Annotated in this window: 24 protein-coding genes; 21 read left to right on the top strand and 3 right to left on the bottom strand. The window is 67.5% G+C overall.

Annotation, left to right across the window (positions count from 1 at the left end; translation table 11 throughout):
- The first annotated feature begins 69 nt into the window (after positions 1-69).
- From ctaD to OU996_RS20585, 14 genes are all read left to right on the top strand, one after another.
- On the top strand, positions 70-1662 hold the full coding sequence (gene ctaD, locus OU996_RS20650; protein ID WP_267583472.1) for a cytochrome c oxidase subunit I: 1593 nt from the start codon (positions 70-72) through the stop codon (positions 1660-1662).
- Between the two features lie 128 nt (positions 1663-1790).
- Positions 1791-2744, top strand: a complete 954-nt coding sequence (locus tag OU996_RS20645; RefSeq protein ID WP_267583471.1) for a heme o synthase — start codon at positions 1791-1793, stop codon at positions 2742-2744.
- A 25-nt stretch (positions 2745-2769) separates the two neighbouring features.
- Positions 2770-2952 carry a hypothetical protein gene (locus OU996_RS20640; RefSeq protein ID WP_267583470.1) on the top strand — a complete coding sequence of 61 codons (183 nt, stop codon included), beginning with the start codon at positions 2770-2772 and terminating at the stop codon, positions 2950-2952.
- A 6-nt stretch (positions 2953-2958) separates the two neighbouring features.
- A complete protein-coding gene (locus tag OU996_RS20635; RefSeq protein WP_267583469.1) occupies positions 2959-3576 on the top strand; it encodes a cytochrome c oxidase assembly protein in 618 nt (205 codons plus the stop codon).
- A gap of 116 nt (positions 3577-3692) precedes the next feature.
- Positions 3693-4538 (top strand): cytochrome c oxidase subunit 3, encoded by an 846-nt coding sequence (locus OU996_RS20630; protein WP_267583467.1) that lies wholly within the window; start codon positions 3693-3695, stop codon positions 4536-4538.
- Positions 4539-4699: 161 nt separating this feature from the next.
- Positions 4700-5086 carry a DUF983 domain-containing protein gene (locus tag OU996_RS20625; RefSeq protein ID WP_267583466.1) on the top strand — a complete coding sequence of 129 codons (387 nt, stop codon included), beginning with the start codon at positions 4700-4702 and terminating at the stop codon, positions 5084-5086.
- Entirely contained in the window at positions 5083-5844 is a 762-nt protein-coding gene (locus OU996_RS20620) for an SURF1 family protein (RefSeq protein WP_267583465.1), read from the top strand. Before OU996_RS20625 ends, OU996_RS20620 begins: the two co-directional genes overlap by 4 nt.
- A gap of 74 nt (positions 5845-5918) precedes the next feature.
- Complete coding sequence (gene thrC / locus OU996_RS20615; RefSeq protein WP_267583464.1) at positions 5919-7328, top strand: threonine synthase; 1410 nt, start codon at positions 5919-5921, stop codon at positions 7326-7328.
- On the top strand, positions 7325-8614 hold the full coding sequence (locus OU996_RS20610; protein WP_267583463.1) for a M16 family metallopeptidase: 1290 nt from the start codon (positions 7325-7327) through the stop codon (positions 8612-8614). The genes thrC and OU996_RS20610 overlap by 4 nt, the downstream gene beginning before the upstream one ends.
- 18 nt (positions 8615-8632) lie before the next feature.
- The gene (locus OU996_RS20605; RefSeq protein WP_267583462.1) at positions 8633-9244 is read left to right on the top strand and encodes a GNAT family N-acetyltransferase; all 612 of its coding nucleotides are present in this window, start codon (positions 8633-8635) and stop codon (positions 9242-9244) included.
- A 122-nt stretch (positions 9245-9366) separates the two neighbouring features.
- Positions 9367-9747, top strand: coding sequence for a (2Fe-2S)-binding protein (locus tag OU996_RS20600; RefSeq protein ID WP_420712658.1), 381 nt, complete (start codon positions 9367-9369; stop codon positions 9745-9747).
- A gap of 127 nt (positions 9748-9874) precedes the next feature.
- Positions 9875-10354, top strand: a complete 480-nt coding sequence (gene bfr, locus OU996_RS20595) for a bacterioferritin (protein WP_267583460.1) — start codon at positions 9875-9877, stop codon at positions 10352-10354.
- Positions 10355-10671: 317 nt separating this feature from the next.
- Positions 10672-11715 carry a Fe(3+) ABC transporter substrate-binding protein gene (locus OU996_RS20590; RefSeq protein WP_267583459.1) on the top strand — a complete coding sequence of 348 codons (1044 nt, stop codon included), beginning with the start codon at positions 10672-10674 and terminating at the stop codon, positions 11713-11715.
- Between the two features lie 90 nt (positions 11716-11805).
- The gene (locus OU996_RS20585) at positions 11806-13467 is read left to right on the top strand and encodes an ABC transporter permease (protein WP_267583458.1); all 1662 of its coding nucleotides are present in this window, start codon (positions 11806-11808) and stop codon (positions 13465-13467) included.
- A 4-nt stretch (positions 13468-13471) separates the two neighbouring features.
- Here OU996_RS20585 and OU996_RS20580 read toward each other — a convergent pair whose 3' ends face one another.
- Positions 13472-15439 carry an acetoacetate--CoA ligase gene (locus tag OU996_RS20580; RefSeq protein WP_267583456.1) on the bottom strand — a complete coding sequence of 656 codons (1968 nt, stop codon included), beginning with the start codon at positions 15437-15439 and terminating at the stop codon, positions 13472-13474.
- A 217-nt stretch (positions 15440-15656) separates the two neighbouring features.
- Here OU996_RS20580 and OU996_RS20575 point away from each other — a divergent pair, with 217 nt between their 5' ends.
- Positions 15657-17516: an AsmA family protein gene (locus OU996_RS20575; protein WP_267583455.1), complete on the top strand. Its 1860-nt coding sequence runs from the start codon at positions 15657-15659 to the stop codon at positions 17514-17516.
- Between the two features lies 1 nt (position 17517).
- On the opposite strand, the gene OU996_RS20570 is transcribed toward OU996_RS20575, so the two are convergent.
- Positions 17518-20235, bottom strand: coding sequence for an ATP-binding protein (locus tag OU996_RS20570; RefSeq protein ID WP_420712657.1), 2718 nt, complete (start codon positions 20233-20235; stop codon positions 17518-17520).
- A 319-nt stretch (positions 20236-20554) separates the two neighbouring features.
- Between OU996_RS20570 and OU996_RS20565 the strand changes: the two genes are divergently transcribed.
- From OU996_RS20565 to OU996_RS20545, 5 genes are all read left to right on the top strand, one after another.
- Positions 20555-20962, top strand: a complete 408-nt coding sequence (locus tag OU996_RS20565; protein ID WP_267583453.1) for a phasin family protein — start codon at positions 20555-20557, stop codon at positions 20960-20962.
- A gap of 276 nt (positions 20963-21238) precedes the next feature.
- On the top strand, positions 21239-21730 hold the full coding sequence (locus tag OU996_RS20560; RefSeq protein ID WP_267583451.1) for a phasin: 492 nt from the start codon (positions 21239-21241) through the stop codon (positions 21728-21730).
- 243 nt (positions 21731-21973) lie between these two features.
- A complete protein-coding gene (groES, locus tag OU996_RS20555) occupies positions 21974-22270 on the top strand; it encodes a co-chaperone GroES (protein ID WP_267583450.1) in 297 nt (98 codons plus the stop codon).
- Between the two features lie 101 nt (positions 22271-22371).
- Positions 22372-24012, top strand: a complete 1641-nt coding sequence (gene groL / locus OU996_RS20550) for a chaperonin GroEL (RefSeq protein WP_267583449.1) — start codon at positions 22372-22374, stop codon at positions 24010-24012.
- A gap of 320 nt (positions 24013-24332) precedes the next feature.
- Positions 24333-25256 (top strand): dienelactone hydrolase family protein, encoded by a 924-nt coding sequence (locus OU996_RS20545; RefSeq protein ID WP_267583448.1) that lies wholly within the window; start codon positions 24333-24335, stop codon positions 25254-25256.
- Between the two features lie 24 nt (positions 25257-25280).
- Here the strand turns inward: OU996_RS20545 and OU996_RS20540 are convergent, their stop codons facing one another.
- Positions 25281-25904: a MarC family protein gene (locus OU996_RS20540; protein WP_267583447.1), complete on the bottom strand. Its 624-nt coding sequence runs from the start codon at positions 25902-25904 to the stop codon at positions 25281-25283.
- Positions 25905-26047: 143 nt separating this feature from the next.
- On the opposite strand from OU996_RS20540, the gene OU996_RS20535 reads away from it, so the two are divergent.
- On the top strand, positions 26048-26692 hold the full coding sequence (locus OU996_RS20535; protein ID WP_267583446.1) for a ribonuclease HII: 645 nt from the start codon (positions 26048-26050) through the stop codon (positions 26690-26692).
- Positions 26693-26704: the final 12 nt, after the last annotated feature.

Genomic DNA, 26704 nt, shown 5'->3' with positions numbered 1-26704 from the left:
GGGGCGCCGGTCGCCCCGTGCAATCAGAGTTTCGGTGCGTGTGAAAGCGCGCGAATGAGGGACGGTTCCATGGCATACGCAGCCGGTCACGCGGGCGATCCGACGGGTTGGAAGCGCTGGGTCTACTCGACCAACAACAAGGACATCGGTGTGATGTACCTGATCTTCGCCATCGTGGCGGGGATCGTGGGCGGCATCCTCTCGATCGGCATCCGTGCCGAGCTGCAGGAGCCGGGTCTCCAGATCTTCTCCGATCCGCAGACCTTCAACGTCTTCACCACCGGCCATGGTCTGATCATGATCTTCTTCATGGTCATGCCGGCGATGATCGGCGGTTATGGCAACTATTTCATACCGCTGATGATCGGCGCGCCGGACACGGCCTTCCCGCGCATCAACAACGTCGCCTTCTGGCTGCTGCCGCCGTCCTTTGCGCTGGCGATCCTCTCCCTGTTCGTTGAGGGCGCGGCCGGTTCCAACGGCTTCGGCGGTGGCTGGACGATCTACCCGCCGCTCTCCTCCAAGCTCGGCCACCCCGGCCCGGCGATGGATCTGCTGATCCTCTCGCTGCACATCGCCGGCGCGTCCTCGATCCTCGGTGCGATCAACCTGATCACGACGATTCTGAACATGCGCGCCCCCGGCATGACGCTGCACAAGATGCCGCTCTTCGCCTGGTCTCAGCTTGTGACCGCCTTCCTGCTGCTGCTGTCGCTGCCGGTTCTGGCGGGCGCCATCACCATGCTGCTGACGGATCGCAATTTCGGCACGACCTTCTTCGATCCGGCCGGCGGCGGTGACCCGATCCTGTTCCAGCACCTGTTCTGGTTCTTCGGTCACCCCGAGGTGTACATTCTCATCCTGCCGGGCTTCGGCATCGTCTCGCACATCGTCTCGACCTTCTCGAAGAAGCCGATCTTCGGCTATCTCGGCATGGCCTATGCGATGGTGGCGATCGGCGTCGTCGGCTTCGTCGTGTGGGCGCACCACATGTACACGGTTGGCCTCTCCTCCTCGACGCAGGCCTATTTCGTGGCCGCCACGATGATTATCGCGGTGCCGACGGGCGTGAAGATCTTCTCCTGGATCGCGACCATGTGGGGCGGGTCGATCTCGTTCCGCGTGCCGATGCTCTGGGCGATCGGCTTCATCTTCCTGTTCACGGTCGGCGGCGTCACCGGCGTCGTGCTCTCCAATGCCGGCATCGACCGCGCGCTGCACGACACCTATTACGTCGTGGCGCACTTCCACTACGTGCTGTCGCTCGGCGCGGTCTTCGCGATCTTCGCCGGCTGGTACTACTGGGCGCCGAAGATGTTCGGCTACATGTACAGCGAAGGCATCGGCAAGCTGCACTTCTGGCTGACCTTCGTGGGCGTGAACCTCGTGTTCTTCCCGCAGCACTTCCTCGGCCTCGCCGGCATGCCGCGCCGCTATGCGGACTACCCGGACGCGTTCTACGCCTGGAACTTCATCTCCTCGATCGGCTCGTACATTTCGGGCTTCGCGGTGCTGGTGTTCCTGTACGGCGTGTACCGCATGTTTGCCGCCAAGGTGCCGGCGGGTGCGAACCCCTGGGGTGAAGGCGCGACCACGCTGGAATGGACCCTGCCGTCCCCGCCGCCCTACCACCACTTCGACGTCCTGCCGAAGATCAAGTGATCGGCCGGATGTGACGTGACTGGCCTCCGGCATCTCCCTGCCGGAGGCTCCCCACCCCGACTGGACGTGCCTTTCCACCGTGCCGACCCGCAGCGACGCATCGCCCCGCGCGATGCCGGAGTGAACTGATGACCGACCTCGCCTCGCGCGATTACGACCTGACCCGCACGGAGCAGCGCCCGCTCGAGGCGCCGCACTATGCGTCGGTGTCGGACTATGTCGCGCTGCTGAAGCCGCGCGTGATGTCGCTCGTCATCTTCACCGCGCTTGTGGGTATCGTGCGCGCGCCGGGCGACGTTCATCCGGTGATCGCTTTCACCGCCCTGCTGTGCATCGCCATCGGCGCCGGCGCGTCGGGCGCGTTGAACATGTGGTGGGATGCCGATATCGACGCGGTGATGAGCCGCACCAAGAACCGTCCGGTTCCCTCGGGGCGTGTGGCGCCGGGCGAGGCGCTGGCCTTTGGCATGACGCTGTCCGTTGGTTCGGTGCTGGTGCTCGGCCTGCTGGTCAATGAGCTTTCCGCCGCGCTGCTCGCCTTCACGATTTTCTTCTACGCCGTCGTCTACACGATGTGGCTGAAGCGCTGGACGCCGCAGAACATCGTTATCGGCGGTGCGGCCGGCGCCTTCCCGCCCATGGTCGGCTGGGCCGCGGCCTCGGGCGGCATCGGGCTGGAGAGCGTGCTGCTCTTCCTCATCATCTTCTTCTGGACACCGCCGCACTTCTGGGCGCTGGCGCTCTACAAGTCCGCCGACTATGCGCGCGCCGGCGTGCCGATGCTGCCCGTCGTCGCCGGCACGGCCGAGACGCGCCGCCAGATCCTGCTCTACACGCTCATCCTTGTGCCGCTGGCCATGTCGCCCTTCTTCCTGGGCATGGCGGGCCTCGCCTATGGCATCGTCTCCGGCGTGACTGGCGGGCTGATGCTGTTGCTCGCCATCCAGGTCTATCGCCGCCGCGAGGGTGCTCCGGCGGAGCAGGCCGCCAAGCGGCTCTTCGCCTTCTCCATCCTTTATCTTTTCCTGCTCTTCGCCGTCCTCCTCATCGAGGCCGTCGCGCCGGCCGGGTTCGGGCTGTGAGCACATGGCACGGGGAGAAACGGTAATGGCGGACAAGGACAAGCGGCCCCGGCCGGAGATCGACGGCATTGTGCTCACCGACGAGCAGAAGCGCCGCCGCCGCCAGCGTTCGGTCGCCATCGCCGCTGTTCTCGCGGCACTCTGCGTGCTGTTCTACGTCGTCACCATCGTGAAGCTCGGCCCGGCCGTGCTGATCCGGCCGCTGTGAGGCGTCATGGCGAACGAACCCGACATCCACCCCGCTGAACCCGCCCCACGGGCCGGCACGCCGCGCAGCCACCGCATCGTCGCGCTGAGCTGCGTCGCCTTCGTTGCCACGATGGTCGGCGCGTCCTACGCGGCGGTGCCGCTCTACGAGATGTTCTGCCGGGTGACCGGCTTCGGCGGCGCGACGGTCGTCGCTGCCGCCGCGCCGGCCGAAGCGCTGGAGCGGACCGTCGAGGTGCGTTTCGACGCCAATGTCGCGCCGGGCCTGAACTGGAGCTTCGCCCCGGAAATGCGCTCCATGCAGGTGCGCGTCGGTGAAACGAAGCTCGCCTATTACCGGGTGAAGAACCGGGGCACGACGCCCGTCACCGCCGCCGCCACCTATAATGTGACGCCCGCGCAGTCCGGTCCCTATTTCGCGAAGATGCAGTGCTTCTGCTTCACCGACCAGACGCTGCAGCCGGGCGAGAGCCTCGACATGCCGGTCATCTTCTTCGTCGATCCCTCGCTGGCCGAGGATCCGGAGATGAAGGGCCTCAAGACGATCACCCTGTCCTACACCTTCTTCCCGAAGGCGGCTCCGGTCGCCGCGGGCAAGCCGGAGGCGGGCAAGACCCCCTTGTGACCCGCAGTGTCCCTGTGCCGGGGACAATGCGCGACGCGACGTGATGCGAGCAGAACGCCACCTTGCCGCCACCCCGGTGACGGCGCGAGAATAAGACCGAACGGAGAGCGCGACCCATGGCCGAGGCCCACGCGAAACACCACGACTACCATCTCGTCGACCCGAGCCCGTGGCCCTTCGTCATCTCGGTCTTCGCCTTCGTCATGGCGGTCGGCGCGGTCTTCTGGATGCATGGCCAGCTCACCTCGCTGGTCATGATCGTCGGCCTGCTCGGCGTCATCTACACGATGATCGTCTGGTGGCGTGACATCATCCGCGAGGCCGAGCACCAGCACGCGCACACGCCGGTGGTTCAGCTCCATCTGCGCTACGGCATGATCCTGTTCATCGCCTCCGAGGTGATGTTCTTCGTGGCGTGGTTCTGGGCGTTCTTTGACGCCTCGCTCTTCGCCGGCGAGGCAATCAATTACACCCGCGCCGAGTTCACCGGCGGGCACTGGCCGCCGACCGGCATCGAGGTGTTCAACCCGTGGCACCTGCCGCTGCTGAACACGCTGATCCTGCTCACCTCCGGCACCACGCTCACTTGGGCGCACCACGCGCTGGTGCATGGTGACCGTCAGGGCGCCAAGTGGGGCCTGTGGCTCACGGTCGGCCTCGGCTTCATCTTCTCGCTGCTGCAGGCCTATGAGTACAGCCACGCCGCCTTTGCCTTCTCGGGCAATATCTATGGCGCCACCTTCTTCATGGCGACCGGCTTCCACGGCTTCCACGTCATCGTCGGCACCATCTTCCTCGCCGTGTGCCTGGGCCGTATCTATGCGGGCCATTTCACGCCGACCCATCATTTCGGCTTCGAGGCGGCGGCCTGGTACTGGCACTTCGTCGACGTGGTGTGGCTGTTCCTGTTCACCTTCATCTATGTGTGGGGCGCTGCGGGCGCGGCGGCTGCCGCTGCCTGAGGGTGACCCCCATCGCGTGAGGTCAGGGCGGCGTGAGCCGCCCTTTTCTTTGGCGGGTGTGCGCATGAGCCGTCGCCGCCCTGGCAGCCCTGCCTGCGGCATAGCGGCAGGGACGATGGTCGGGATTTCACTTCTGACGCCAAGCGGAGTAGAAGCCGGACATGGACCTGCAACCGTTCCATTCGGGCGTCTCGCCCTATCAGGCCGGGCTCACCTGCCGCTGTCCGCGCTGCGGGCGGGGCAAGCTGTTCAACGGCTTCCTCACCGTCGCGCCAAGCTGCGAGTCCTGCGGCCTGGACTACAGCTTCGATGACTCCGGCGATGGGCCAGTGGTCTTCATCATCCTGCTCGCCGGCTCGCTGGTCGTCGGGCTGGCGCTCTGGGTGGAGATCGCCTTCGCTCCGCCCTTCTGGGTCCATGCCATGCTCTGGACGCCGCTGGTGCTGATTTCGACGCTGGGCCTGCTGCGGCCGCTCAAGGCGACGATGATCGCCCTGCAATACGCCAAGAAGGCCGAGCAGGGCCGCCTCGATTCGGGTGATGCGTGACGTCCTCTGCGACCAAGAGACCAGTCTCGCAACTGCGCCGTCTCCTGCCCGTCACGCTGGTGGTGCTCGCGGCCTTCGTCGTGCTGGCGGGTCTCGGCACCTGGCAGTTGGAGCGGCTCGCCTGGAAACAGGATCTCATCGCCAAGGTCGAGGCGCGCATCCACCAGCCGGTTCAGCTTGCGCCGGAAGAGGCGGACTGGCCGGCGATCGCCTTCGAGGCGGATGAATACCGCCCCGTTCAGGCGCAGGGTCGCTTCCGCCACGATCTCGAGGTTCAGGTCTATGCACTGGTCGACAAGACGCCGGATGGCGGGGGCGGGCCCGGCTACTGGGTGGTAACGCCGCTCGAAATGGCGGATGGGGCGACGATCCTGGTCAACCGTGGCTTTGTCCCGCTCGACCGGCGCGATCCCGCCAGCCGGGCGCAGGGGCAGGTGCCCGGCCTCGTGACCGTCACCGGGCTGCTGCGCATGCCGGAGGAGGCCGGGCTGTTCACGCCGGGCAACGAGCCGGAGAAGAATAGCTGGTTCGTGCGCGATCCCGTCGCCATCGCCGGCGCCAAGGGCGTGCTGCGCGTCGCACCCTTCCTCATTGACGCGGATGGAACGCCCAATCCGGGCGGGCTGCCGCAGGGCGGGCTTACCCGTCTCAGCTTCCCCAACCGGCATCTGGAATATGCGCTGACATGGTATGGGCTTGCGGCAACGCTGCTGGGCGTCTTCGCCGCCTATGCTTGGCCGCGCCTGCGCCGGGGTTGACCAGCGCCGCGTCGCGCTTGCCTCGCGCCCGCCGCACCACTAGTTTGCCGCGACTTTTCCAGCCGGAGGCGCGCGTGCGCTACATCTCGACCCGGGGCGAGGCGCCCATTCTCGCCTTTTCCGATGCCCTGCTCGCTGGTCTCGCCCGCGATGGCGGCCTTTATGTGCCGGACGCCTTCCCGGCGCTCAGCAAGGCTGACATTGCCCACTTCGCCGGACAGTCCTATGCGACGATCGCCGGCAAGGTGATCGCCCCCTTCGTGGATGCGGCCTTCACCCCCGCGGTGCTTCAGCCGATGCTGGAGGAGGCTTATGCGAGCTTCCGTCATCCGGCGACGACCCCGCTGGTGCAGATCGCGCCGAACCGCTTCGTGCTGGAGCTGTTCCACGGCCCGACGCTCGCCTTCAAGGATGTGGCGATGCAGTTGCTCGGGCGGATGATGGACCATGTCCTCATGCAGCGCGACGAGCGCGCCACCATCGTCGGCGCGACCTCCGGCGACACCGGCAGCGCGGCCATCGAGGCCTTCCGCGGGCGCGAGCGGACGGACGTGTTCATTCTCTACCCGACCGGCCGCGTCTCCGAGGTTCAGCGCCGGCAGATGACCAGCGTGCCGGACGCCAATGTCCACGCCATCGCCATCGAGGGCACGTTTGACGACTGCCAGGCGCATGTGAAGGCGATGTTCAATCATCACGCCTTCCGCGACAGGCTGCGCCTTGCCGGCGTGAACTCGATCAACTGGGCGCGCATCGTCGCGCAGGTGGTCTATTATTTCGTCGCCGGGGCCGCGTTGGGCAGCCCGCACCGCCCGCTGTCCTTCATCGTGCCCACCGGCAATTTCGGCGATGTGCTCGCCGGCTATGTCGCCAAGCGCATGGGCCTGCCTATCGACCGGCTGACCATCGCCACCAATGTGAACGACATCCTCGTGCGTACCCTCGCCACCGGCCGGTATGAGGTGACGGGCGTTCACCCCTCGTCCTCGCCGTCGATGGACATTCAAGTCTCTTCGAATTTCGAGCGCGTGCTGTTCGATGCGCTCGACCGCGATGCCGGCGCGCTGCGCGGGCTGATGGCGAGCCTCGCCCAGTCCGGCGCCTTCGCCCCGCCCGATGAGGCGATGCGGGCCATTCACGCCGATTTCGACGCCGGCCGCGCCGACGAGGCGCAGACCGGCGAGACCATCGCCCGCGTCTGGCGCGAGACGGGCTATCTGCTCGACCCGCACACGGCGGTCGCGGTCTCCGTCGCCGAGCGCGCCGCGCATGATCCGCGCGTGCCGCAGATCGTGCTCGGCACCGCTCACCCGGCCAAGTTCCCCGACGCGGTGGAGCGCGCCAGTGGCGTGCGCCCGGCGCTGCCGCCGCATCTGGCGGATTTGATGGAGCGGCCGGAGCGCACGCCCACCCTGCCGAACGACCTTGCCGCCATCGAGGCCTATATCGCCGCCCATGCGCGCGCGGCCGAGCACGCGGCATGAGCGGGATGAGCGACGACAAGGGACCGCGTATCACCCGTCTCGACAATGGCGTGACCGTGGTGACCGACGCCATGCCCCATCTCGCCACCGCCTCCCTCGGCATCTGGGCGGGCGTTGGTTCGCGCGATGAGGAAAGCGACGAGCACGGCATCTCGCACCTGCTCGAGCACATGGCCTTCAAGGGCACCCGCCGGCGCAGCGCGCGGGGAATTGCCGAGGAAATCGAGGCGGTTGGCGGCGACATCAACGCGGCGACCAGCGTGGAGCATACCAGCTACAATGCCCGCGTCCTCGCCGAGGACATGCCGCTCGCCATCGACGTGCTTGCCGACATCCTGACCGAGCCGGCCTTCGACCCGGAAGAGCTGGAGCGCGAGCACAATGTGATCGTGCAGGAGATCGGCGCGGCGCTCGATACGCCGGATGATCTCGTCTTCGACCTGTTTCAGGAGCGGGCCTTCCCCGGCCAGCCGATTGGCCGCTCGATCCTCGGCACGCCGCAGACGGTGCGCTCCTTCGGGCCGGACCGGCTACGCCGTTATCTCGACCGTAATTACCGCGCGCCCAAGCTCATCGTCGCCGCCGCTGGCGCAGTGGAACATGAGCGCGTGGTCGAGGAGGCGCAGGCCCGCCTTGGTGGAATCCCCAATGCCGACAAGCCCTTGCCGGTCCCCAGCCGCTATGAGGGTGGCGTCGAGATCGGTGGCGGGCGGGAGCTGGAGCAGGCGCATCTGCTGATCGGGCTGGAGGGTCTGTCCTACCGCGATCCGGGCATCCACGCGCTGCAGGTGTTCACCAATGTACTGGGTGGGGGCATGTCCTCGCGCCTGTTCCAGGAAGTGCGTGAGGCGCGCGGGCTTTGCTACGCGGTCTACTCGTTCCACTGGGGCTATGGCGATACCGGCCTGTTCGGCATCTATGCCGGGACGGATGGCGGGGACGTGGACGATCTGGTCGATGTGGTGATCGATCAGATCGAAGAGACCATCGAAACCATGAGCGAAGCCGAGCTCGCCCGCTCCAAGGCGCAGGCCAAGGTGGGCCTGCTCGCGGCGCTGGAAAGCTCCGGCGCGCGGGCCGACCAGCTGGCCCGGCAGATGCTCGCCTTCGGCCGGCCGATCCCGCTCGAGGAGATCGTCGGCAAGGTGCAGGCGGTGACGCTGGAGGATGCCAAGGCCGCCGGCCGGGGGCTGGTCGCTCGCGCCCGCCCCACCTTTACCGCTCTCGGTCCCGGCAAGGCTCTTGAAACGGCCGCGCGTATCGCGGAACGTCTGAGGCCGTCCTAACCTGTCCCGGCTGGCTCCATGGCCCTGTTCCGCACGGTCTCCTGGCCCGAGCCGCCCTCGCTGATCGAAGGCGAGGGCGTGGTGCTGCGCATGCCACATATGTCGGATTTCGCGGCCTGGTCGAGCCTGCGCGAGCAGAGTCGGGCGTTCCTCACGCCGTGGGAGCCGATCTGGCCGCCTTATGATCTCACGCGCGGTTCGTTCCGCCGGCGGATCCGGCGCTACCAGCGCGATGTGCGTGATGATAGCGCTTACCCCTTCCTTGTCTTCCGTGCGGATGACCGCGTGCTGCTCGGCGGGCTGTCGCTGTCCAATGTCCGGCGCGGCGTCACCCAGACGGCGAGCCTCGGCTACTGGATGGGGGCGCCCTATGCTGGCAAGGGGCATATGAGCGCGGCGGTGCGGGCGCTGCTGCCCTTCGCCCATGGCGCGCTGGGCCTGCGCCGCATCGAGGCGGCCTGCCTGCCGACCAACACACCGTCGATCCGGTTGCTGGAGCGCTCCGGCTTCCGGCGCGAGGGGTATGGGCGCGAATATCTCTGCATCAATGGCAGCTGGCAGGACCACCTGCTCTACGCCCGCCTTGCCACCGATCGGGTCGGGACAAGCGAGGCGGTCCCACTTCTTTAGTGGCGTTCAAAAGTGGAGGCAGGCAAATAAGGCCTCTATTCTGGAACGACTAAAAGCTGTGTGGGTATTCGTTGCCATTATGCATTTACGTGATCGGTAGATCGTGTTTTCCCGATTGACGCATGGCCGGATTAGGGCGAGAAACTAAGCAGAAGGCTGTCTTTAGAATAATTCTAGACAGCTGGTCACTTGGGTTCAGCCCCGCGATGATCGTTTGCTCTTGTAATGTTCTGTCGGATCGGCAGATCCGCAACGCAGTGACGGAAACGCAGCCGACCGTGCGGACGGCTGGGCAGGTCTATCGTTGCCTGGGCTGCAGCGCGCAGTGTGGCCGATGCGCCCGCACGATCCGCCAGCTCATCGCCGATGTGAATGCCAGCGCCTGCGGTGCCTGCCCGCGCGAATGCCCGGCCAATCTCCAGAACGATGCCGCCCCGAGCCACGCCGGCCACGGCCATCCGACGCATCATCACCCGCATCACAACCTTCTCGCCGCCGAGTGAACCTGGCGACGCGGTTCGCCTGTTGATGGCGTGTCCGTGATGCGCGCCGGTACCAGAAACCTCCTTGCCGGATTCTTGGAATTATTCTAAAACTTCAGCGGCTCAATTCCAAGGAGAGGTCGCGGCCATGAAGGGCGATCCCAAAGTCATCGAATATCTCAACCGTGGCGTCCGCTCGGAGCTGACGGCCATCAACCAGTACTGGCTGCATTACCGCATGCTGGACAACTGGGGGTACAAGAAGCTCGGTGCCAAGTGGCGGGCCGAGTCGATCGAAGAGATGCATCACGCCGATCGCTTCATCGACCGCATCCTGTTCCTCGAAGGCTTCCCCAACCTGCAGGTGCTCGATCCGCTGCGCATCGGCCAGGACGTCAAGGAAGTGATCGAGTGCGATCTCGCCGCCGAGATCGAGGCGCGCGCGCTCTACCAGGAAGCCGCGACCTATTGCGAGACCGTGCAGGACTATCCCAGCCGCGACATCTTCAAGGCGCTGATGGCGGATGAGGAAGGTCATATCGACTTCCTCGAGACCCAGCTCGACCTGATCGACAAGCTCGGCCTGCCGCTCTACGCGCAGCGCTATATCGGCGATCTCGACGACTGATCGCCGTCGTCCCATCGAGCACGTCAAGGCCGGTCGCGAGACCGGCCTTTTTGTTTGCGCATCGGCGGCGGGTGATCGCGCGATCACCCGTTCTTTCGGCACCCGCGCTGCCGGCGCCCGCGCGTTCTGTCCAAGCTACTGCCTTACGGCCGCTCGCCTGCGGCAACGCAGCAGGCAGATTGGAGTCGTTCTGTTTTAGACTTACTCTAAGGTATTGAAGTAACGCGCGTTTTTGTTGACCAACGTTGCTGGCTCTCGTACCGCCCACTGGACCTAACGTCATGGCGGCACGACCGCCCCAGCAGGAGGAGACGAGAATGGCGATTCGCCGGATCCTGGGAACGCGCCGTGGGGCGCTCGGCACGATCCTCGCCGCGAGCCTGGCGCTGGCTGCGCCGGCTTCGGCCGAAGAGGTCGTCAACGTCTACACCACGCGCGAGGTCGCGCTGGCCAAGCCTCTCTTCGACGCCTTCGCCGAGAAGACCGGCATCAAGGTCAATGCGGTGTTCGTGAAGGACGGCCTCGCCGAGCGCGTGAAGGCCGAAGGCGCGGCATCGCCGGCTGACCTGCTGATGACCGTCGATGTCGGCAACCTGATGGATCTGGTCGATCAGGGCGTGACGCAGCCGGTGACCTCCGACGTGCTGTCCAAGGCGATCCCCGCCAATCTGCGCGGCGCCAATGGCGAGTGGTTCGCGCTCTCCATGCGAGCCCGCGTCGCCTATGCCTCCAAGGACCGCGTGAAGCTCTCCGCCATCACCTATGAGGATTTCGCCGATCCCAAGTGGAAGGGCGAGGTCTGCATCCGCTCGGGCAAGCACCCCTACAATGTGGCCCTCGTCGCCGCCTACATCGTGCACCACGGTGAGGCCAAGGCGGAGGAGTGGCTCAAGGGCGTGAAGGCCAATCTGGCCCGCAAGGCCGCCGGCGGCGACCGCGACGTCGCTCGCGACATTCTTGGCGATCTCTGCGACATCGGCCTCGCCAATTCCTACTATGTGGGCCTGATGCGCTCCGGCAAGGGCGGTCCCGATCAGGAGAAGTGGGGCGCGGCGATCAACGTGATCGTGCCCACCTTCCAGAACGGCGGCACGCATGTGAACATCTCCGGCGCCTCGGTCGCCAAGGCCTCGCCGAACAAGGCGAACGCCGTCAAGCTGCTGGAATATCTGGTCTCGCCGGAAGCGCAGGCCATCTATGCCCAGGCCAACTACGAATATCCCGTCGTTCCCGGCGCGCCGATCGACCCGATCATCGCCGCCTTCGGCCCGCTCAAGGTCGATCAGGTAGACCTCGTCGCCGTCGCCAAGGCCCGCAAGGCCGCGACCGATCTCGTCGATAAGGTCGGCTTCGACAATTGATCCACGCCGGCTTCCGGCTTAAGCGCTCCCCCGCGTGGCCTAGCGCCCCGCGGGGGAGCCGCATATCGGCATGAGGAACAGCGCATCCGTATGAGCAGCGCCGTCACCGATAGAAGCGACGCGGCGGAGAGTGGAAAGGCGTTGCGCTGGGGAGCGATCGCCGTGGCGGTCGTCGTGCTGCTGCCGCTCGCCTCGCTCGTCTGGACGGCGGCGCACGGCTCGGGCGATCTCTGGCCCAACCTGCTGCGCCATGTTCTGCCTCATGCGCTCGGCCAGACGCTGCTGCTGGTGATCGGCGTCGGCATCCTCGCCGGGGGCATCGGCACCGGCACCGCCTGGCTGGTCGCGGTGTGCCGCTTTCCCGGCCGCGGCATCTTCGAATGGGCGCTGCTGCTGCCGCTCGCCATTCCCACCTATATCCAGGCCTTCGTCTATGTGGATGCGGTGCATCCGCTCGGGCCGGTTCCGACGCTGATCCGGGGCCTGCTTGGCATTTCAAGCCCGCGCGGCCTTTGGCTGCCGGAAGTGCGCTCGCTGCCCGGCTGCATCGTGCTGCTCGGGCTGGTGCTCTACCCCTATGTCTATCTCACCGCCCGCGCGGCCTTTCTGGTGCAGGGCTCCTCGGTGCTGGAAGCGGCGCGCACGCTGGGGGCGGGGGCGTGGGAGACCTTCTTCCGCATCGCCCTGCCGCTCGCCCGCCCGGCGCTGGCGGTGGGCGTGACGCTGGCGCTGATGGAGACGGTGAATGACGTCGGCGCCTCCGAATTCCTGGGCGTGCAGACGCTGACGCTGTCGATCTACTCGACCTGGCTTAACCGTTCGAGTCTGCCCGGCGCGGCGCAGATCGCGCTGTTCATGCTGGTCATCATGATGGGGCTGGTGATGCTGGAGCGCTGGGGGCGCCGGCATCTGAGCGTCGCCAATGTCGGGGCGCGGCTGCGCCCGCCCGCGCGCCGGGAACTGACGGCGGGGATGGCCGGGCTCGCCATGCTCGCCTGCTTCCTGCCGCTGCTGTTCGGCTTCCTGCTGCCGGCCGGCCATCTCGCGCATATGGCCTGGGCGCGCTGGCAGTTTCACGGATTTCCGGTGAGCGTCGCGCAGGAGGCGCTGAACACCGCTCTGTTCGCCGCGGCAGGCACCTCGGTCGCCGTCGGGGCGGGGCTTCTGATCGCGCTCGCCTTGCGCGCCGGGGCGCTGCGTTCAGGGCTGGTGCCGCGCCTTGCGGGGCTCGGCTATGCAGTGCCGGGCACGGTGCTGGCGGTCGGGCTCCTGGTGCCGCTCGCCAGCTTCGACAATCTCGTTTCCGCCGCCAGCACGCAGCTTTTCGGCGTGCCCACTGGGCTGCTGCTTTCCGGTTCCGGCGCGGCGCTGGTGATCGCCTATGTCATCCGTTTCCTGGTCATCCCGGTCGGTGGGCTGGAAGCGGGCTTCGGCAAGATCACGCCGAGCCTCGACATGGCCGCGCGCAGCCTGGGCGAGGGGCCACGCGGGGTGATGCGGCGCATCCACCTGCCGCTGCTGCGCCCCGCGCTCGGCACGGCGGCGCTGCTGGTCTTCGTCGACTGCATGAAGGAGTTGCCGGCGACGCTGATGCTGCGCCCGCTGAACTTCGAGACGCTGGCCAGCCATGTCTATGCCGAGGCGGCGCGCGGCACCTATGAGGACGGCGCCATCGCCGCCCTGCTCATTGTCCTCGTCGGCCTCGCGCCGGTGATCCTGCTGGCGCGGCTGAGCCGCCCGGCGCAGGGCTGAACGCTCACACCGCGAGCTGCGGCAGGTCGCGGTAGAGGTCCAGGCATTCCGGGTTGGCGAGCGCCTCGGTGTTCTTCACCGGCCGGCCATGCACCACCTCGCGCACGGCGAGTTCGGTGATCTTGCCCGAACGGGTGCGCGGAATGTCGGTGACCGCGACGATCTTCGCCGGCACATGGCGCGGGCTGGCGCCGGTGCGGATCTGCGTGCGGATGCGCTTCTCCAGCGCCTCGTCCAGCACCGTGCCGGGTTTCAGCCGGACGAACAGCACGACGCGCACGTCATTGTCCCATTCCTGGCCGATGGCGATCGCCTCGACGATCTCCGGCACCTGCTCGGCCTGGGCGTAGATTTCCGCCGTGCCGATACGCACGCCCTGCGGGTTCAGCGTGGCGTCGGAGCGGCCATGGATGATGAGCCCGCCATGCACCGTCCATTCCGCGAAGTCGCCATGGCACCAGATGTGGGGGAAGCGGTCGAAATAGGCCGCGTGGTACTTCGCGCCTTCCGGGTCGTTCCAGAACATCACGGGCATGGAGGGGAAGGGCCGGGTGCAGACCAGTTCGCCGCGCTCGCCGGTGACGGGCTGGCCCTCATCCGACCAGACCTCGACCGCCATGCCGAGCCCCGCGCACTGGATCTCCCCGCGATAGACCGGCGCGGTCGGGTCGCCCAGCACGAAGCAGGAGACGATGTCGGTGCCGCCGGAGATGGAAGCGAGGTGCAGGTCCGGCTTGATCGCCTCATAGACATAGGCGAAGTCCGCCGGCGCCAGCGGCGAGCCGGTGGAGGTGAGCGTCTTCAGCGCCGAGAGGTCATGCGTGTCCACCGGCCGCAGCCCCTCCTTGCGCAGCGAATCGATGTACTTCGCCGAGGTGCCGAACAGCGCGAAACGCTCCTTGGCCGCATAGTCGAACAGCACGGACGGGCCGGGGGCGAAGGGCGAGCCGTCGAACAGGCAGAGCGTGAGCCCGCTGGCGAGGCCGCTCACCAGCCAGTTCCACATCATCCAGCCGCAGGTGGTGAAGTAGAACAGCCGCTCGCCCGGATGGAGGTCGCAATGCAGCCGGTGCTCCTTGATGTGCTGGAGCAGCGTGCCGCCCGCCCCATGCACGATGCACTTCGGCACGCCCGTGGTGCCGGAGGAGAACAGGATGAACAGCGGGTGATTGAAGGGCAGCCGTTCGAAAGTGAGCGGGGCCGGGGCGAAGGGGGCGATGAAGGCCTCGAGGCTGACCCCATTGGGCAGTCCCGCCGCCACCTCTTCCGCCTCGCCGAGATAGGGCACAATGACGGTTTTCACGGCGCTCGGCAGATGCGGGACGACGGTCGTCAGCTTGTCGCTGATACTGACGCGCTTGCCAGCATACCAATAGCCGTCGCAGGCGACATAGACCTTCGGTTCGATCTGGCCGAACCGGTCGAGAATACCGCGCTCGCCGAAATCGGGCGAGCAGGAGGAGAAGATGGCGCCGAGCGAGGAGGCCGCCAGCATCACCGCGATGGTCTCCGGCAGGTTCGGCAGGGTCGCGGCTACCCGGTCGCCGACGCCTACGCCCGCCGCCTTCAGTGCCTGCTGTAGACGCGAGACGAGATCGGTGAGTTCACCGAAGGTGACATGGCGCTCGACCTTGTCCTCGCCGCGAAAGACGAGGGCGAGGCTCGAGCGATCGCGCGGGCGCAGCAGGTTCTCGGCGTAGTTTAGCCGCGCCTCGGGGAAGAATCGGGCGCCAGGCATCTTCTCGCCATCGATCAGGGCCACGTCCCCGCGTTCGCCGATCACCGCGCCGAGATCCCACACCTGCTCCCAGAAAGCGTCCGGCCGCAGGATCGACCAGGCGTGCAGATCGCGGTAGGAGGCGAGGTCCGTGCCGTGCCGCTCATTGGTGGCCCGGAGGAAGGCGGTGACGGCGGCCCGCTCGATACGGTCCCGGCTGGGGGTCCAGAGTGCTTCCTCGGTCGCGACGGCCATTCTGTGCTCTCCTCCCGCTGTGCCGGTCTATCTTCGCAGGCGCGGCAATCGCGACAATTCATAGCCGCGCGCTCGCTTTCTGTCAGGCCATCAAACAGACACAGACGCCCAACATGGTGCGCTGAACGAAGGATGGCTTTCCACCGGTTGGCGCGGCGCTTGCGCAGCCTGTCGTGGCTGCGCTAGGTCCACATCCGGGTGGCATTATCGACATTTGATGAAAAGACTGGTCCCCATCCTGCTCCTGCCGGTGGCGCTCGTCCTGTTCGGGGCGGCGCTGGCGCCGAAGCTTGCCTCGGAGGAACGGCTGCGCACCGAGGTGGCGGCGCTCCTCGAGCATGCGGCCGGGCAGCCGCCGCGCATTGACGGCCCTGTCCGCTTCTCGATCTTTCCCTGGCCCGCGCTCGAGGTGAGCGAGATCCGTTTCGGCGAGGGTTCCGCGACTCTCACCGTGCCCCGCGCCCGCGTGGTGCTCGACCTGCTGCCGCTGCTGACCGGGCAGGCGCGGGCCGATCATATCGAGCTGGACCAGCCGGAACTCGCGCTCGCTGGCGGGGTGGATATCGACCCCTTTTCCACCGGCGTGCTGCGCCTTGCCTCCGCCAAGTTCAACGCCGATCTCACCGTCACCAATGGCCGCCTCGTCCTGACGCATGGCGGCACGCGCGAGGTGGTGGTTCCCGCCGCGGATCTGCGCATCGGCTGGCGCGGCGGGCGCGATGCGGCGATCGAAGGCCGGGTGGTCTGGCGCGGCGAGCCGATCCATGTCGATCTCGCCGCCTCCAGCCTGGGCGTGCTGCTCACCGGTGGCGCCAGCCCGATACGGGTCAAGCTCTCCGGTCCGCCCTTCGACATGGCCTTTGACGGCACCGGCAAGCTCGCCGGCGGCCCCGTGGCCAACGGCACCCTCACCGTCGCCTCGCGACAGCTCCGCCAGACCTTGGCCTGGCTCGGCCTTGAGGCGCCGACCGCACAGGGCTTCGGCAGCTTCTCGCTGCAGGCGCAGTCCATCCTCTCCGGGCAGGGCGCGACGCTCTCCGGCGCGCGGCTGGAGCTGGATGGCAATGTCAGCGAGGGCGGCTTCAACCTGCGGCTCGACGGCGCCCGCCCGGTCATCCAGGGCTCGCTGGCGGCGGACCGGCTGGACCTCAGCCCCTATGGCGAATTGTCGATCTCCGATGCCGCCGGCGACAATTGGAGCGGCGAGACGATCGATCTCTCCCGCCTGTCGCAGCTCGATGTCGATCTGCGCCTGTCGGCGACGGAGGTGCGCGCCGGTGCCGGCCGCCTCGAGCGCATGGCGGCCAGCGCGACGCTGAAATCCGGGCGGCTCCTGCTGGCCATTGGCGAGGCCGAGGCCTGGAACGGGATTTTCCGGGCGGCCCTGCATGTTTCGCCGGCGCCCGTCGGCGCCGAGGCCCGGCTGGATCTGTCCGCCGACGATGTCGCGCTTGCCGGCGCCATGGGCGATCTGTTCCGCATGGGGCGGCTCGAAGGTACGGGCTCTTTCCGTTTCACCGCGGGCGGCACCGGCGCGAGCGTCGCGGCCATTGTCGGCGGACTGAACGGCAGCTTCTCCCTGTCCGGCACCGATGGTTCGCTGGTCGGCTTTGATGTCGGGCGGATCCTCGCCCGGCTGGAGCAGCGCCCGCTCTCGGCCACCGGCGATCTGCGCGGCGGGCGCACGCCCTACAGCCAGATCGAGCTTGAGAGCACGATCCGCAACGGCATCGCCACGCTGTCTCGGCTCGATGTCGCCAGCGACAAGCTGCGCATCTCGCTAGCCGGGGAAAGCTCCATCGCCGATCGCGACCTTGATTTCGTCGGCGTCGCGCAACTGGTGAGCGCCGCCAAGGCCGGCGACGCGCCGCCGCAGGGCGCGGCCAGCGCCTATGTCGCGGGCGCCGCCCCCGGCGCACCGCAGAATGTGTCGTTCGAGCTGCCCTTCATTGTGCGCGGCAACTGGAACCAGCCGGTGGTGCTGCCCGACCCGCAGGCGCTGATCCGCCGTTCCGGCGCGGCGCGCCCGCTCTTCTCCAAACCCGCCGCCTACGGCTCGGTCGCCCCCGCGCCCTGACCTATTCCGCCAGCACGCGCGTCGAGGGGAAGGTGATCTCGACGATGGTGCCGACATCCACCGCACTGCGGATGTTGAAGCTGGCGCGGTTGGCTTCGGCCAGCGCCTTGGTGAGCGGCAGGCCGAGACCGGTGCCGCCGGAGCCGGCGCGGCCCGAGGTTGCGAGCTGGCGGAACGGTTCCATGGCCACCGAGATATCCGCTTCCGACATGCCGATCCCGGTATCGCGCACGCGCAACACCACTTCACCCTCCTCGGTGAAGGCGGTGGAGAGGATGACCTGACCGCCCGGCCGGGTGAACTTGATGGAGTTGGAGACGAGGTTCAGCACGATCTGCCGGATCGAGCGCGCGTCAGCCACCACCGGCGGCAATTCGCTCGCCAGCGAAGAGCGGATGATGATGCGCTCGCGGTTCGCCTGCGGCTGCATGATCGCCATGCTCTGCTGCACGATCTCGTTGAGCGGGACGCTGGTGAAGGCAAGGTCGAGCTTGCCGGCCTCGATCTTGGAGAGATCGAGCAGATCATTGATCAGCGAGATGAGATGGCCACCGGAGGCGTGGATGTCGCGCAGATAGTCCCGGTAGCGCTGGTTCTCGATTGCGCCGAAACGCTCCTCCATCATCACTTCCGAGAAGCCGATGATGGCGTTGAGCGGGGTGCGGATCTCGTGGCTGATCTTGGCGAGGAAGTCGGACTTGGCCATGTTGGCGCGCTCGGCGAGGCGCTTGGCTTCGGTCAGTTCCTCCTCGGCGCGCTTCCACTGGGTGATGTCGCGTAGCACGGCGCAGAATTTGGTGGCGTCGTCGCCGACGCGGCCGATGGTCATGAAGAGCGGGATGAGCCCACCCTCGCGCACGCGGCCGATCACCTCGCGCCCGTCGTTCAGCACGCTGGCGACGCCGTTCGAGGCGAGGCCGTCGAGATAGTCCACCGCCGCGCGCTGGCTCTCGGGGGCGAAGAGCAGGGTGAAGTTCTCGCCCGTCACCTCCGGCGCGGAGAAGCCGAACAGCGCCTCCGCCGGGTGGTTCATGCTGAGCACGGTGCCGGCGGCGTCGATCAGAACCACGCCGTCGGTGGCCGTGTCCAGAATGGAGCGCAGCTCGCGGCTCGCGGTCTCGGCCTCGCGCAGGGCGAGTTCCGCCTGACGCAGCTTTTCCTCGCCCGCCGCATCCGCCACCAGCTCGCTGCGGTGGAGGACATAGAGCATGGCCGTGCCGCCCTCCCAGGGGGAGGACATGAGGCGGGCATCCACCGCGACGGTGCCCCCATCGGCCGTGGCGAGGCTGAGGGTGCGGCCGTTCTCCGCCCCCGGCGTCATCGCGCCGGCGAACAGTGTGGCGAGCCCGCCGGCCTGCTCGATGCCGGCGAGGTCCGGGTGGCCGATCCATTCCAGCAAGGCGCGGTTGGCATAGAGCAGCCGGTCGCCGCGGAAGGCGAGGAGGCCGACCGGCAGACGGTCGAGAATGGGGCGTTCGCCCTCGGCCATGAGACGCTGCAGGCCATCCGGCTCGCGGCGGGTGGGTTCCGGCGCGGGCGGGGGAGCGGTTTCGGCCGGGTCGGCGATCCACGAGGTTTCGGCCAGATCGGCGGGTGCCGACGCGTCCTGGTCCGAGGCCGGCGCTGGAGTGGCCGGGGCGTCGCTGGGGCGGGCGGGCTCGGGGAAATCCTCGACACCTTCCAGCCGCGCGCCAAGGGCACGGGCGATCTCGCGGAAGGCGTTGCGTTCGCCGGTGGACAGGCCTTCCCACGAGGTCCGCGCGCCATTCTCCGCCGGCCCGCGCAGCGGCACGACGTTCGGCGAGGAGGGGACGATGCTGAGCGTCACCCGTACCGGCGCGGGTTCCTCCGGCTCGGCCACCGGGGCGCGGGGGGCCTCAACCACCGGTTCCGGCGGGAGCACGGGAGGCGGAGCGACGGGGGCAGGGGGCGGCGGGACAGGCGTTGGCGCCACGCTCGCGGGAGCCATCACCGGCGGCAAGGGCGGGAGCGCTGGTGTCCCGGTCGGCAGAGCGCGGCGGCCCTTGACAATGCCATAGCCGCGCATGCCCTCGCCGCGCACCGGGGCGCCGCCAAGCTCGACATCCAGCGCGTCGCCGCGCGGGGTGCGCAGCAGGACGGGCAGGCGGGTGAAGCTGCGGCCTTCGAGAATGGCGCGGTGGGCTTCGATGGCGCCGAGCAAGCTCCAGTCGCGGCCGATCAGGTTGTCCGCCGGCTGCTCCAGCGCCTCGGCCAGACGGGCATCGAGCTGGGTGAAGCGCGCCTGAAGGTCGGTGCGCCAGGTGAAGCGCAGCGGCGCGGGGGCGGCCTCCGGCGTGGGCGGTGCGGCCGGGGCCTCCGCCTCTGGGGAAGGGGTGTGGCGGCCGGCGGGGGCGGCGTCGAGAGAGATCATCAGCAGGGCGCGGGCGGAGCCGGCCGCGAGGAGCGAGCAGGCGAGCGTTGTGGGCGTGAGCCGACCGGCGAGGCGCAGGCGCTCCAGCCGCGCCGGGCGGCCGGGGCGCAGCGTCGCGGCGATGCGGGCGGCGGCGGCGCTCACCTCGTCCGGCGGCGGCAGACGCCCGAGCAAAGCGCGCCCGCCGGCATTGGCGGCGATAAGCGAGCCGTCGAGGCGCAGCAGCACGGCCGGGGCGGGCGCGGCAAGGCTCGCGGCGGCGAGCGCGCGCAAGGCGGCGTCCGCGCCAGCGGCCGAAGAAGGATGCCCGTCCGTCGGTATGCTCATAACCGCCCGAGTCGTGTCCCCAAGGGACATTGAAGGAAGCAGGCGCGCGTCCGGCGGACAGGCGCCCTTCCGCAAAGGATAATGCGCCCCCCGCCACGGCGCCACGCCGGCGGGCAAGACCACGCGCACCTTCGTACTTTCCGGTTAACCGGACGCCACCGATCCCGGTTAACCAGCCGTTGCACCGGACGGGGCTTTCGCGGCCGAATTTTGTTGCGCGGAGGCTGCAGCTCAATACTTTAGTCGTAGGCAGCAACGCGAATGGACCGCCCACAGGTTGCCGCTAGGATGATGGCTGCGACGCGCAGGAGAATGCACGATGGCCAATGGCCCGAAGCTGGACGTGCCGCCGGAACTTCGCAACATCGCCGAGCAGGGCGTCGATCAGGCCCGCGCGGCGATCGATGGCTTCATCAGCGCCGCGCACAAGGCGCTGGACGATGCCGGCCGGCAGGTCGATGTCGCCCATGACAGCGCGCGCGATATGGGGCGCACGACGCTGAAATTCGCCGAGGACAACATCGCGGCCGGCTTCGACTTCGCGGCCCGGCTTGCCCGCGCCTCCAGCGTCGAGGAGTGGTCGCGGCTGCACGCCGACTATGTGAAAGAGCAGGCCGAGCGCCTGACCGAGCAGGCGAAGCTCCTGGGCTCGCAGGCGGCAGCGACGGCGCCCGGCGCCGCGCCGGCGTCACCCAAGCCCGGCGCGTCCAAGGCCAAGAGCACCTGATCCTGATCGCGCGTCGGGCAGGCGACCTTCCCCTGCGTTCCGGCCCGTATGTGCCGTAACGTCAGTGTGTGCGCATTTTGGCGCCAGAGCGCAAAAAAATCGGCCAAACGGGCTTGATTGTGCATTGCAATATGATATTGCATTGCACAATTAGAGTGTGCGACTTGGGTGGGCTCCTCGGGATGCCGCGTCGGCCAAGTCGAAGGCGGTCGCAGCCATGCGCGGATGCGCTGGCCGCCTTGTTTGTCACGACCCGCGAACGCGAGGAGAAAAATCATGGTTGACGCCACCACCGTTCCGCCGTCAGCGAAGAAGACTGCCAAGGCGGCCACCGCCGCTTTTGAATCCGCCCTGCCGAAGATCGACCTGGCCAATCTCGAAGTGCCGGCCGTGGTTCGCGAAATGGCGGAGAAGAGCGTCCAAACCGCTCGTGAGGCGTATGAGAAGATGAAGACCAACGCTGAAGAGACCACCGACCTGCTCGAGGACACCTACACCACCGCGTCCAAGGGCGTGGCCGAGTACAATGCGGTGGCGCTCGAGTCGCTGCGCGCCAATGTGAACGCGGCCTTCGACTATGTCGGCGCGCTGCTCGGCACCAAGAGCGTGTCCGAGGCTGTCGAGCTCTCGACCGGCCACATGCGCAAGCAGTTCGACGTTCTCTCGGCGCAGGCCAAGGAACTCTCGACGATCGCCCAGAAGGTTGCCGCCGAGACCGCCGAGCCGATCAAGGCCTCGGTCGAGAAGTCGATCAAGAAAGCCTCCTGAGCCCCGGTCCGCCGGAACGCTGATACCAACTCGCAAAGCCCGGTCCGCCACGGCCGGGCTTTTTGCGTGAATGGCGCCTCGTTGCCGCTGCGTCGTCCCTATTTTCGCCGCAGCAGGCGGCTTGACACCCCACCCGGCGCTACCTATCTCCGCACCGGCTTTGGCACTCGGAACGAAAGAGTGCTAAAGCCATTCCAACGGCGCCAACGGCGGCGCCAGAGCGGAAGATCCGAGGAGCGCCAGATGGCCAAGCTGAAGTTTCGTCCCCTGCATGATCGTATCGTGGTGAAGCGCCTCGATGCGGAAGAGAAGACCGCAGGCGGCATCATCATCCCCGACAGCGCCAAGGAAAAGCCCTCCCAGGGCGAAGTCATCGCCGTCGGCCCGGGCGCCCGCGACGAGGCCGGCAAGCTCGTCCCGCTCGACGTGAAGTCCGGCGACAAGGTGCTGTTCGGCAAGTGGTCCGGCACCGAAGTGAAGATCGACGGTCAGGACGTCCTGATCATGAAGGAATCCGACATTCTCGGCATCGTCGGCTGAGGCGTCGCCTCGCCTGACGAACCGACCCTGATGTCCCGTGCCGTGATGCCGCCCTTCGGGCGCCGCGCCGGGACTGATCCTCTTTCCAAGGAGTAGGCCTGATGGCTGCCAAGGACGTAAAATTCGGGAGCGATGCGCGCGACAAGATGCTGCGCGGCGTCGACATCCTCGCCAATGCCGTGAAGGTGACGCTCGGCCCGAAGGGCCGCAACGTCGTCATCGACAAGAGCTTCGGCGCCCCGCGCATCACCAAGGACGGCGTCACCGTCGCCAAGGAGATCGAGCTCGAGGACAAGTTCGAGAACATGGGCGCCCAGATGGTGCGCGAAGTGGCCTCGAAGACCAACGACCTCGCCGGTGACGGCACCACCACCGCGACCGTGCTGGCCCAGTCGATCGTCCGCGAGGGCGCCAAGTCCGTGGCCGCTGGCATGAACCCGATGGACCTCAAGCGCGGCATCGACCTCGCCGTGATCGAGGCCATCAAGGACATCCAGAAGCGCGCCAAGAAGGTGAAGAACACTGAGGAAATCGCTCAGGTCGGCACCATCTCGGCCAATGGCGATGCCACGATCGGCGAGATGATCGCCGGCGCGATGCAGAAGGTCGGCAACGAGGGTGTCATCACCGTCGAGGAAGCCAAGACCGCCGAGACCGAGCTCGACGTCGTCGAGGGCATGCAGTTCGACCGCGGCTACCTCTCGCCGTACTTCGTGACCAATCCCGAGAAGATGACGGTGGATCTCGAAGATCCGTACCTGCTCATTTTCGACAAGAAGCTCTCGGGCCTTCAGGCGATCCTGCCGGTTCTCGAAGCCGTGGTGCAGTCGGGCAAGCCGCTCGTCATCATCGCCGAGGACGTCGAGGGCGAGGCCCTGGCCACGCTCGTCGTCAACAAGCTGCGCGGCGGCCTCAAGGTCGCGGCCGTCAAGGCCCCCGGCTTCGGTGATCGCCGCAAGGCCATGCTCGAGGATATCGCCATCCTCTCGGGCGGTCAGGTGATCTCGGAAGAGCTCGGCATCAAGCTTGAGAGCGTCACGCTCGCCATGCTCGGCCGCGCCAAGAAGGTCGTGATCGAGAAGGAAAAGACCACGATCGTCGACGGCGCCGGCAAGAAGAAGGACATCGAGGGCCGCGTCGCCCAGATCAAGCAGCAGATCGAGGAGACCTCCTCGGACTACGACCGTGAGAAGCTCCAAGAGCGTCTGGCCAAGCTCGCCGGCGGCGTCGCGGTGATCCGCGTCGGCGGCGCGACCGAGGTCGAGGTCAAGGAAAAGAAGGACCGCATCGACGACGCCCTCAACGCCACCCGCGCGGCGGTCGAGGAAGGCATCGTCCCCGGCGGCGGCATTGCCCTGCTGCGCGCCAAGAAGGCGGTCGAGAAGATCACCTCCGACAACCCGGACATCACCGCCGGCATCAAGATCGTGCTGCGCGCGCTTGAGGCCCCGATCCGTCAGATCGCCGAGAATTCCGGCGTGGAAGGCTCGATCGTGGTCGGCAAGGTGCAGGAGTCGAAGGACCAGAACTTCGGCTTCAACGCCCAGACCGAGCAGTTCGTCGACATGATCGCCTCCGGCATCGTCGATCCGGCCAAGGTCGTGCGTACCGCCCTGCAGGACGCCGCCTCGATCGCCGGCCTGCTGATCACCACCGAAGCCATGGTTGCCGACCTGCCTAAGTCCGGCGGCGGCGCCCCGTCCATGCCGGGCGGCGGTGGCATGGGCGGCATGGACTTCTGAGGACGTCCATAAAGCCGCCCGGCTTCCTGACGCGAACCCCAAGTCGGCAACAGCCGACTTGGGCGGGCGGCGGTGGCATGGGCGGCATGGACTTCTGAGGACGTCGATAAAGCCGCCCGGCTTCCTGACGCGAACCCCAAGTCGGCAACAGCCGACTTGGGCGGGCGGCGGTGGCATGGGCGGCATGGACTTCTGATCGAAGCCCACCAGCACAGCCTGTGACAAGAATGAAGGGCGTCGCGCGAGCGGCGCCCTTTTTCGTTGCGGCGCGATGATACCGCTCCCGGACTTCTGATGTGCCCCGGCGTCGTCGCCGGGCCATGCTGCGCGCCGTATCGTCCAACAGCAGGCGGGAGGGCAGCTTGGACCAGCGCATCATCGATCTCTATGACCGCTTCACGCATGGCCAGCTCGATCGACGCGAGTTCATGGAGCGGCTCGCGACACTGGCCGGCTCGGTCGCGGCGGCCAGCGCACTGCTGCCGGCGCTGATGAACGACTATGCCCGCGCCGCCATTGTCGAGGACAATGATCCCCGGCTTGAGATCACCATGGCGAGCTATGAGTCCGGCGGCGCGACGGTCAAAGGATACCTCGTGCGGGCCAGGCGCGTGGCGGCCAAGCGGCCGGGCGTGATCGTCATCCATGAGAATCGCGGTCTGAACCCGCACATCAAGGACGTGACGCGGCGCATGGCGCTTGCCGGCTATCTCGCCTTCGGCGTCGATTTCCTTTCCGTCGATGGCGGCACGCCGGAGAATGAGGATCGCGGGCGCGAGATGATCGCCGCGCTGGACCGCCCGACCACGGTGATGCGCGCGGTGGATGCCGTGACCTTTCTCGCCGCGCATCCGGATTCGACGGGCGCCGTCGGGGCCGTTGGCTTCTGCTGGGGCGGGGCGATGTTGAATTTGCTGGCGGAGGCGAGCCCCGAGTTGAAGGCGGGCGTTGCCTATTACGGCATGCAGCCGCCGCTTGAGCGCGTGGCGGACATCAAGGCCGCGCTCCTGCTGCACTATGCAGGGCTCGACAACCGCATCAATGAGGGCATTCCGGCCTATGAGGACGCGCTGAAGAAGGCTGGCACGGACTACACGATCTATGTCTATGAGGGCGCGAACCATGCCTTCAACAACGACACCAGCCCGACCCGCTTCGATCCCGCCGCCGCCGAGCTCGCCTGGGGCCGCACGCTCGACTTTTTCGCCAAGCACCTCGGCGCCCCGCCGCCGGTGGAGACGTGACGTCGGCGGAGACCTGAGGCGGGATCAGATCGGCGGCAGATTCAGCCAGTCCGCGGCGGCGCTGAGGCCGAGATCCACGGCGAGCGCGGCCAGGATCATGCCCATGACGCGGCTGATGATCGAGGCGCCGCCGCGCCCGATCAGCCGGCCGAGCGGGCCGGCGGCCAGCATGATGAGCAGCGTAATCAGCAGCACGATGCTGAACACGACGATGGTCAGCGCCCGGTCGGGGAAATTGTGCCGGGCATTGTCGGTCAGCACCACCGCCGCCAGCATGGCGCCCGGGCTGGCGATGGAGGGGATCGCCAGCGGGTAGATGGCGATCTCCATCGGGCTGGTCTCGGCTGGGGTCTGCGCGTCGGTGTGGCTCTTGCCATGGATCATGGTGAGCGCGAACAGGAAAAGGACGATAGCACCGGCGATCTGGAAGGAATGGATGGAGACATCCATCGCCCGCAGCAGCCAGTGGCCGGCCATGGCGAAGAAAACCAGCACGCCGAAGGAGACCAGTGTCGACAGCACCGCCGCCTTGCGCCGTGAGGCGGCGTCGAGCGTGGCGGTCACGGCAAGGAAGACCGGCAGCGTGCCGAGGGGATCGATCACCACCCAGAGGGTGACGAATTCCTCGATACGCTCCGAGATGTTCATGGGCTTCTCCCCGCCGATGACGGCAGGCTTAGGCGCATTCCCGCACCTTGCCAATGGTGCCGTTGCGTCTGTCGTGCGCCGGCGGCATGGTGCGCGCGCTCCCCGTTCCGGGGGCATGAGTCGTGCCGGTATCACGGGATCCGATGGCTGCGAGACCTAGGGCGGAGCCCCGCCGTAAACCTGATTTTGCCCATGAGCGCGCCGCCTGGGCGGCTGGCGAGGTGCCGGTGGCCGGCGCCGACGAGGTCGGGCGCGGGCCGCTTGCCGGGCCGGTGGTCGCCTGCGCCGTCGTGCTCGATCCCGAGCGCGTGCCGGAAGGTCTCGACGATTCCAAGCGCCTGACGCTGGCCCAGCGCGAGAAGCTGTTCGAGGTGATCTGCGCCACTGCCGAAGTGTCGCTTGCCTTCGCCCCGCCCGTGCGGATCGACACCCACAATATCCGGCAGGCGACGCTCTGGGCGTTGGCGCGGGCGACCGCCGGCCTGCCGCGCCGGCCGCGTCTCGTGCTGGTCGATGGCAATGATATACCGCCGGTGAATTGCGTGGCCCGCGCCATCATCGGCGGGGACGGGCTCGTCGCCTCCATCGCCGCCGCCTCCATCGTCGCCAAGGTCACGCGCGACCGGCTGATGGCCTCGCTCGGCGTCGCCCATCCCGGCTATGGCTTCGAGCGGCACATGGGCTATGGCACCCCGGAGCATCAGGCCGCGCTGGCCTCGCTCGGCGTGTGCCGGCATCATCGCACCTCCTTCGCGCCGATCCGCGCGCGGATGACGCCGGCGGAGTGATCGCCCGCCGGC

The organism is Ancylobacter sp. SL191 (assembly GCF_026625645.1).
In the GTDB taxonomy this organism is placed as follows: domain Bacteria; phylum Pseudomonadota; class Alphaproteobacteria; order Rhizobiales; family Xanthobacteraceae; genus Ancylobacter.
This window is presented reverse-complemented; position numbering and strand designations above follow the sequence as displayed.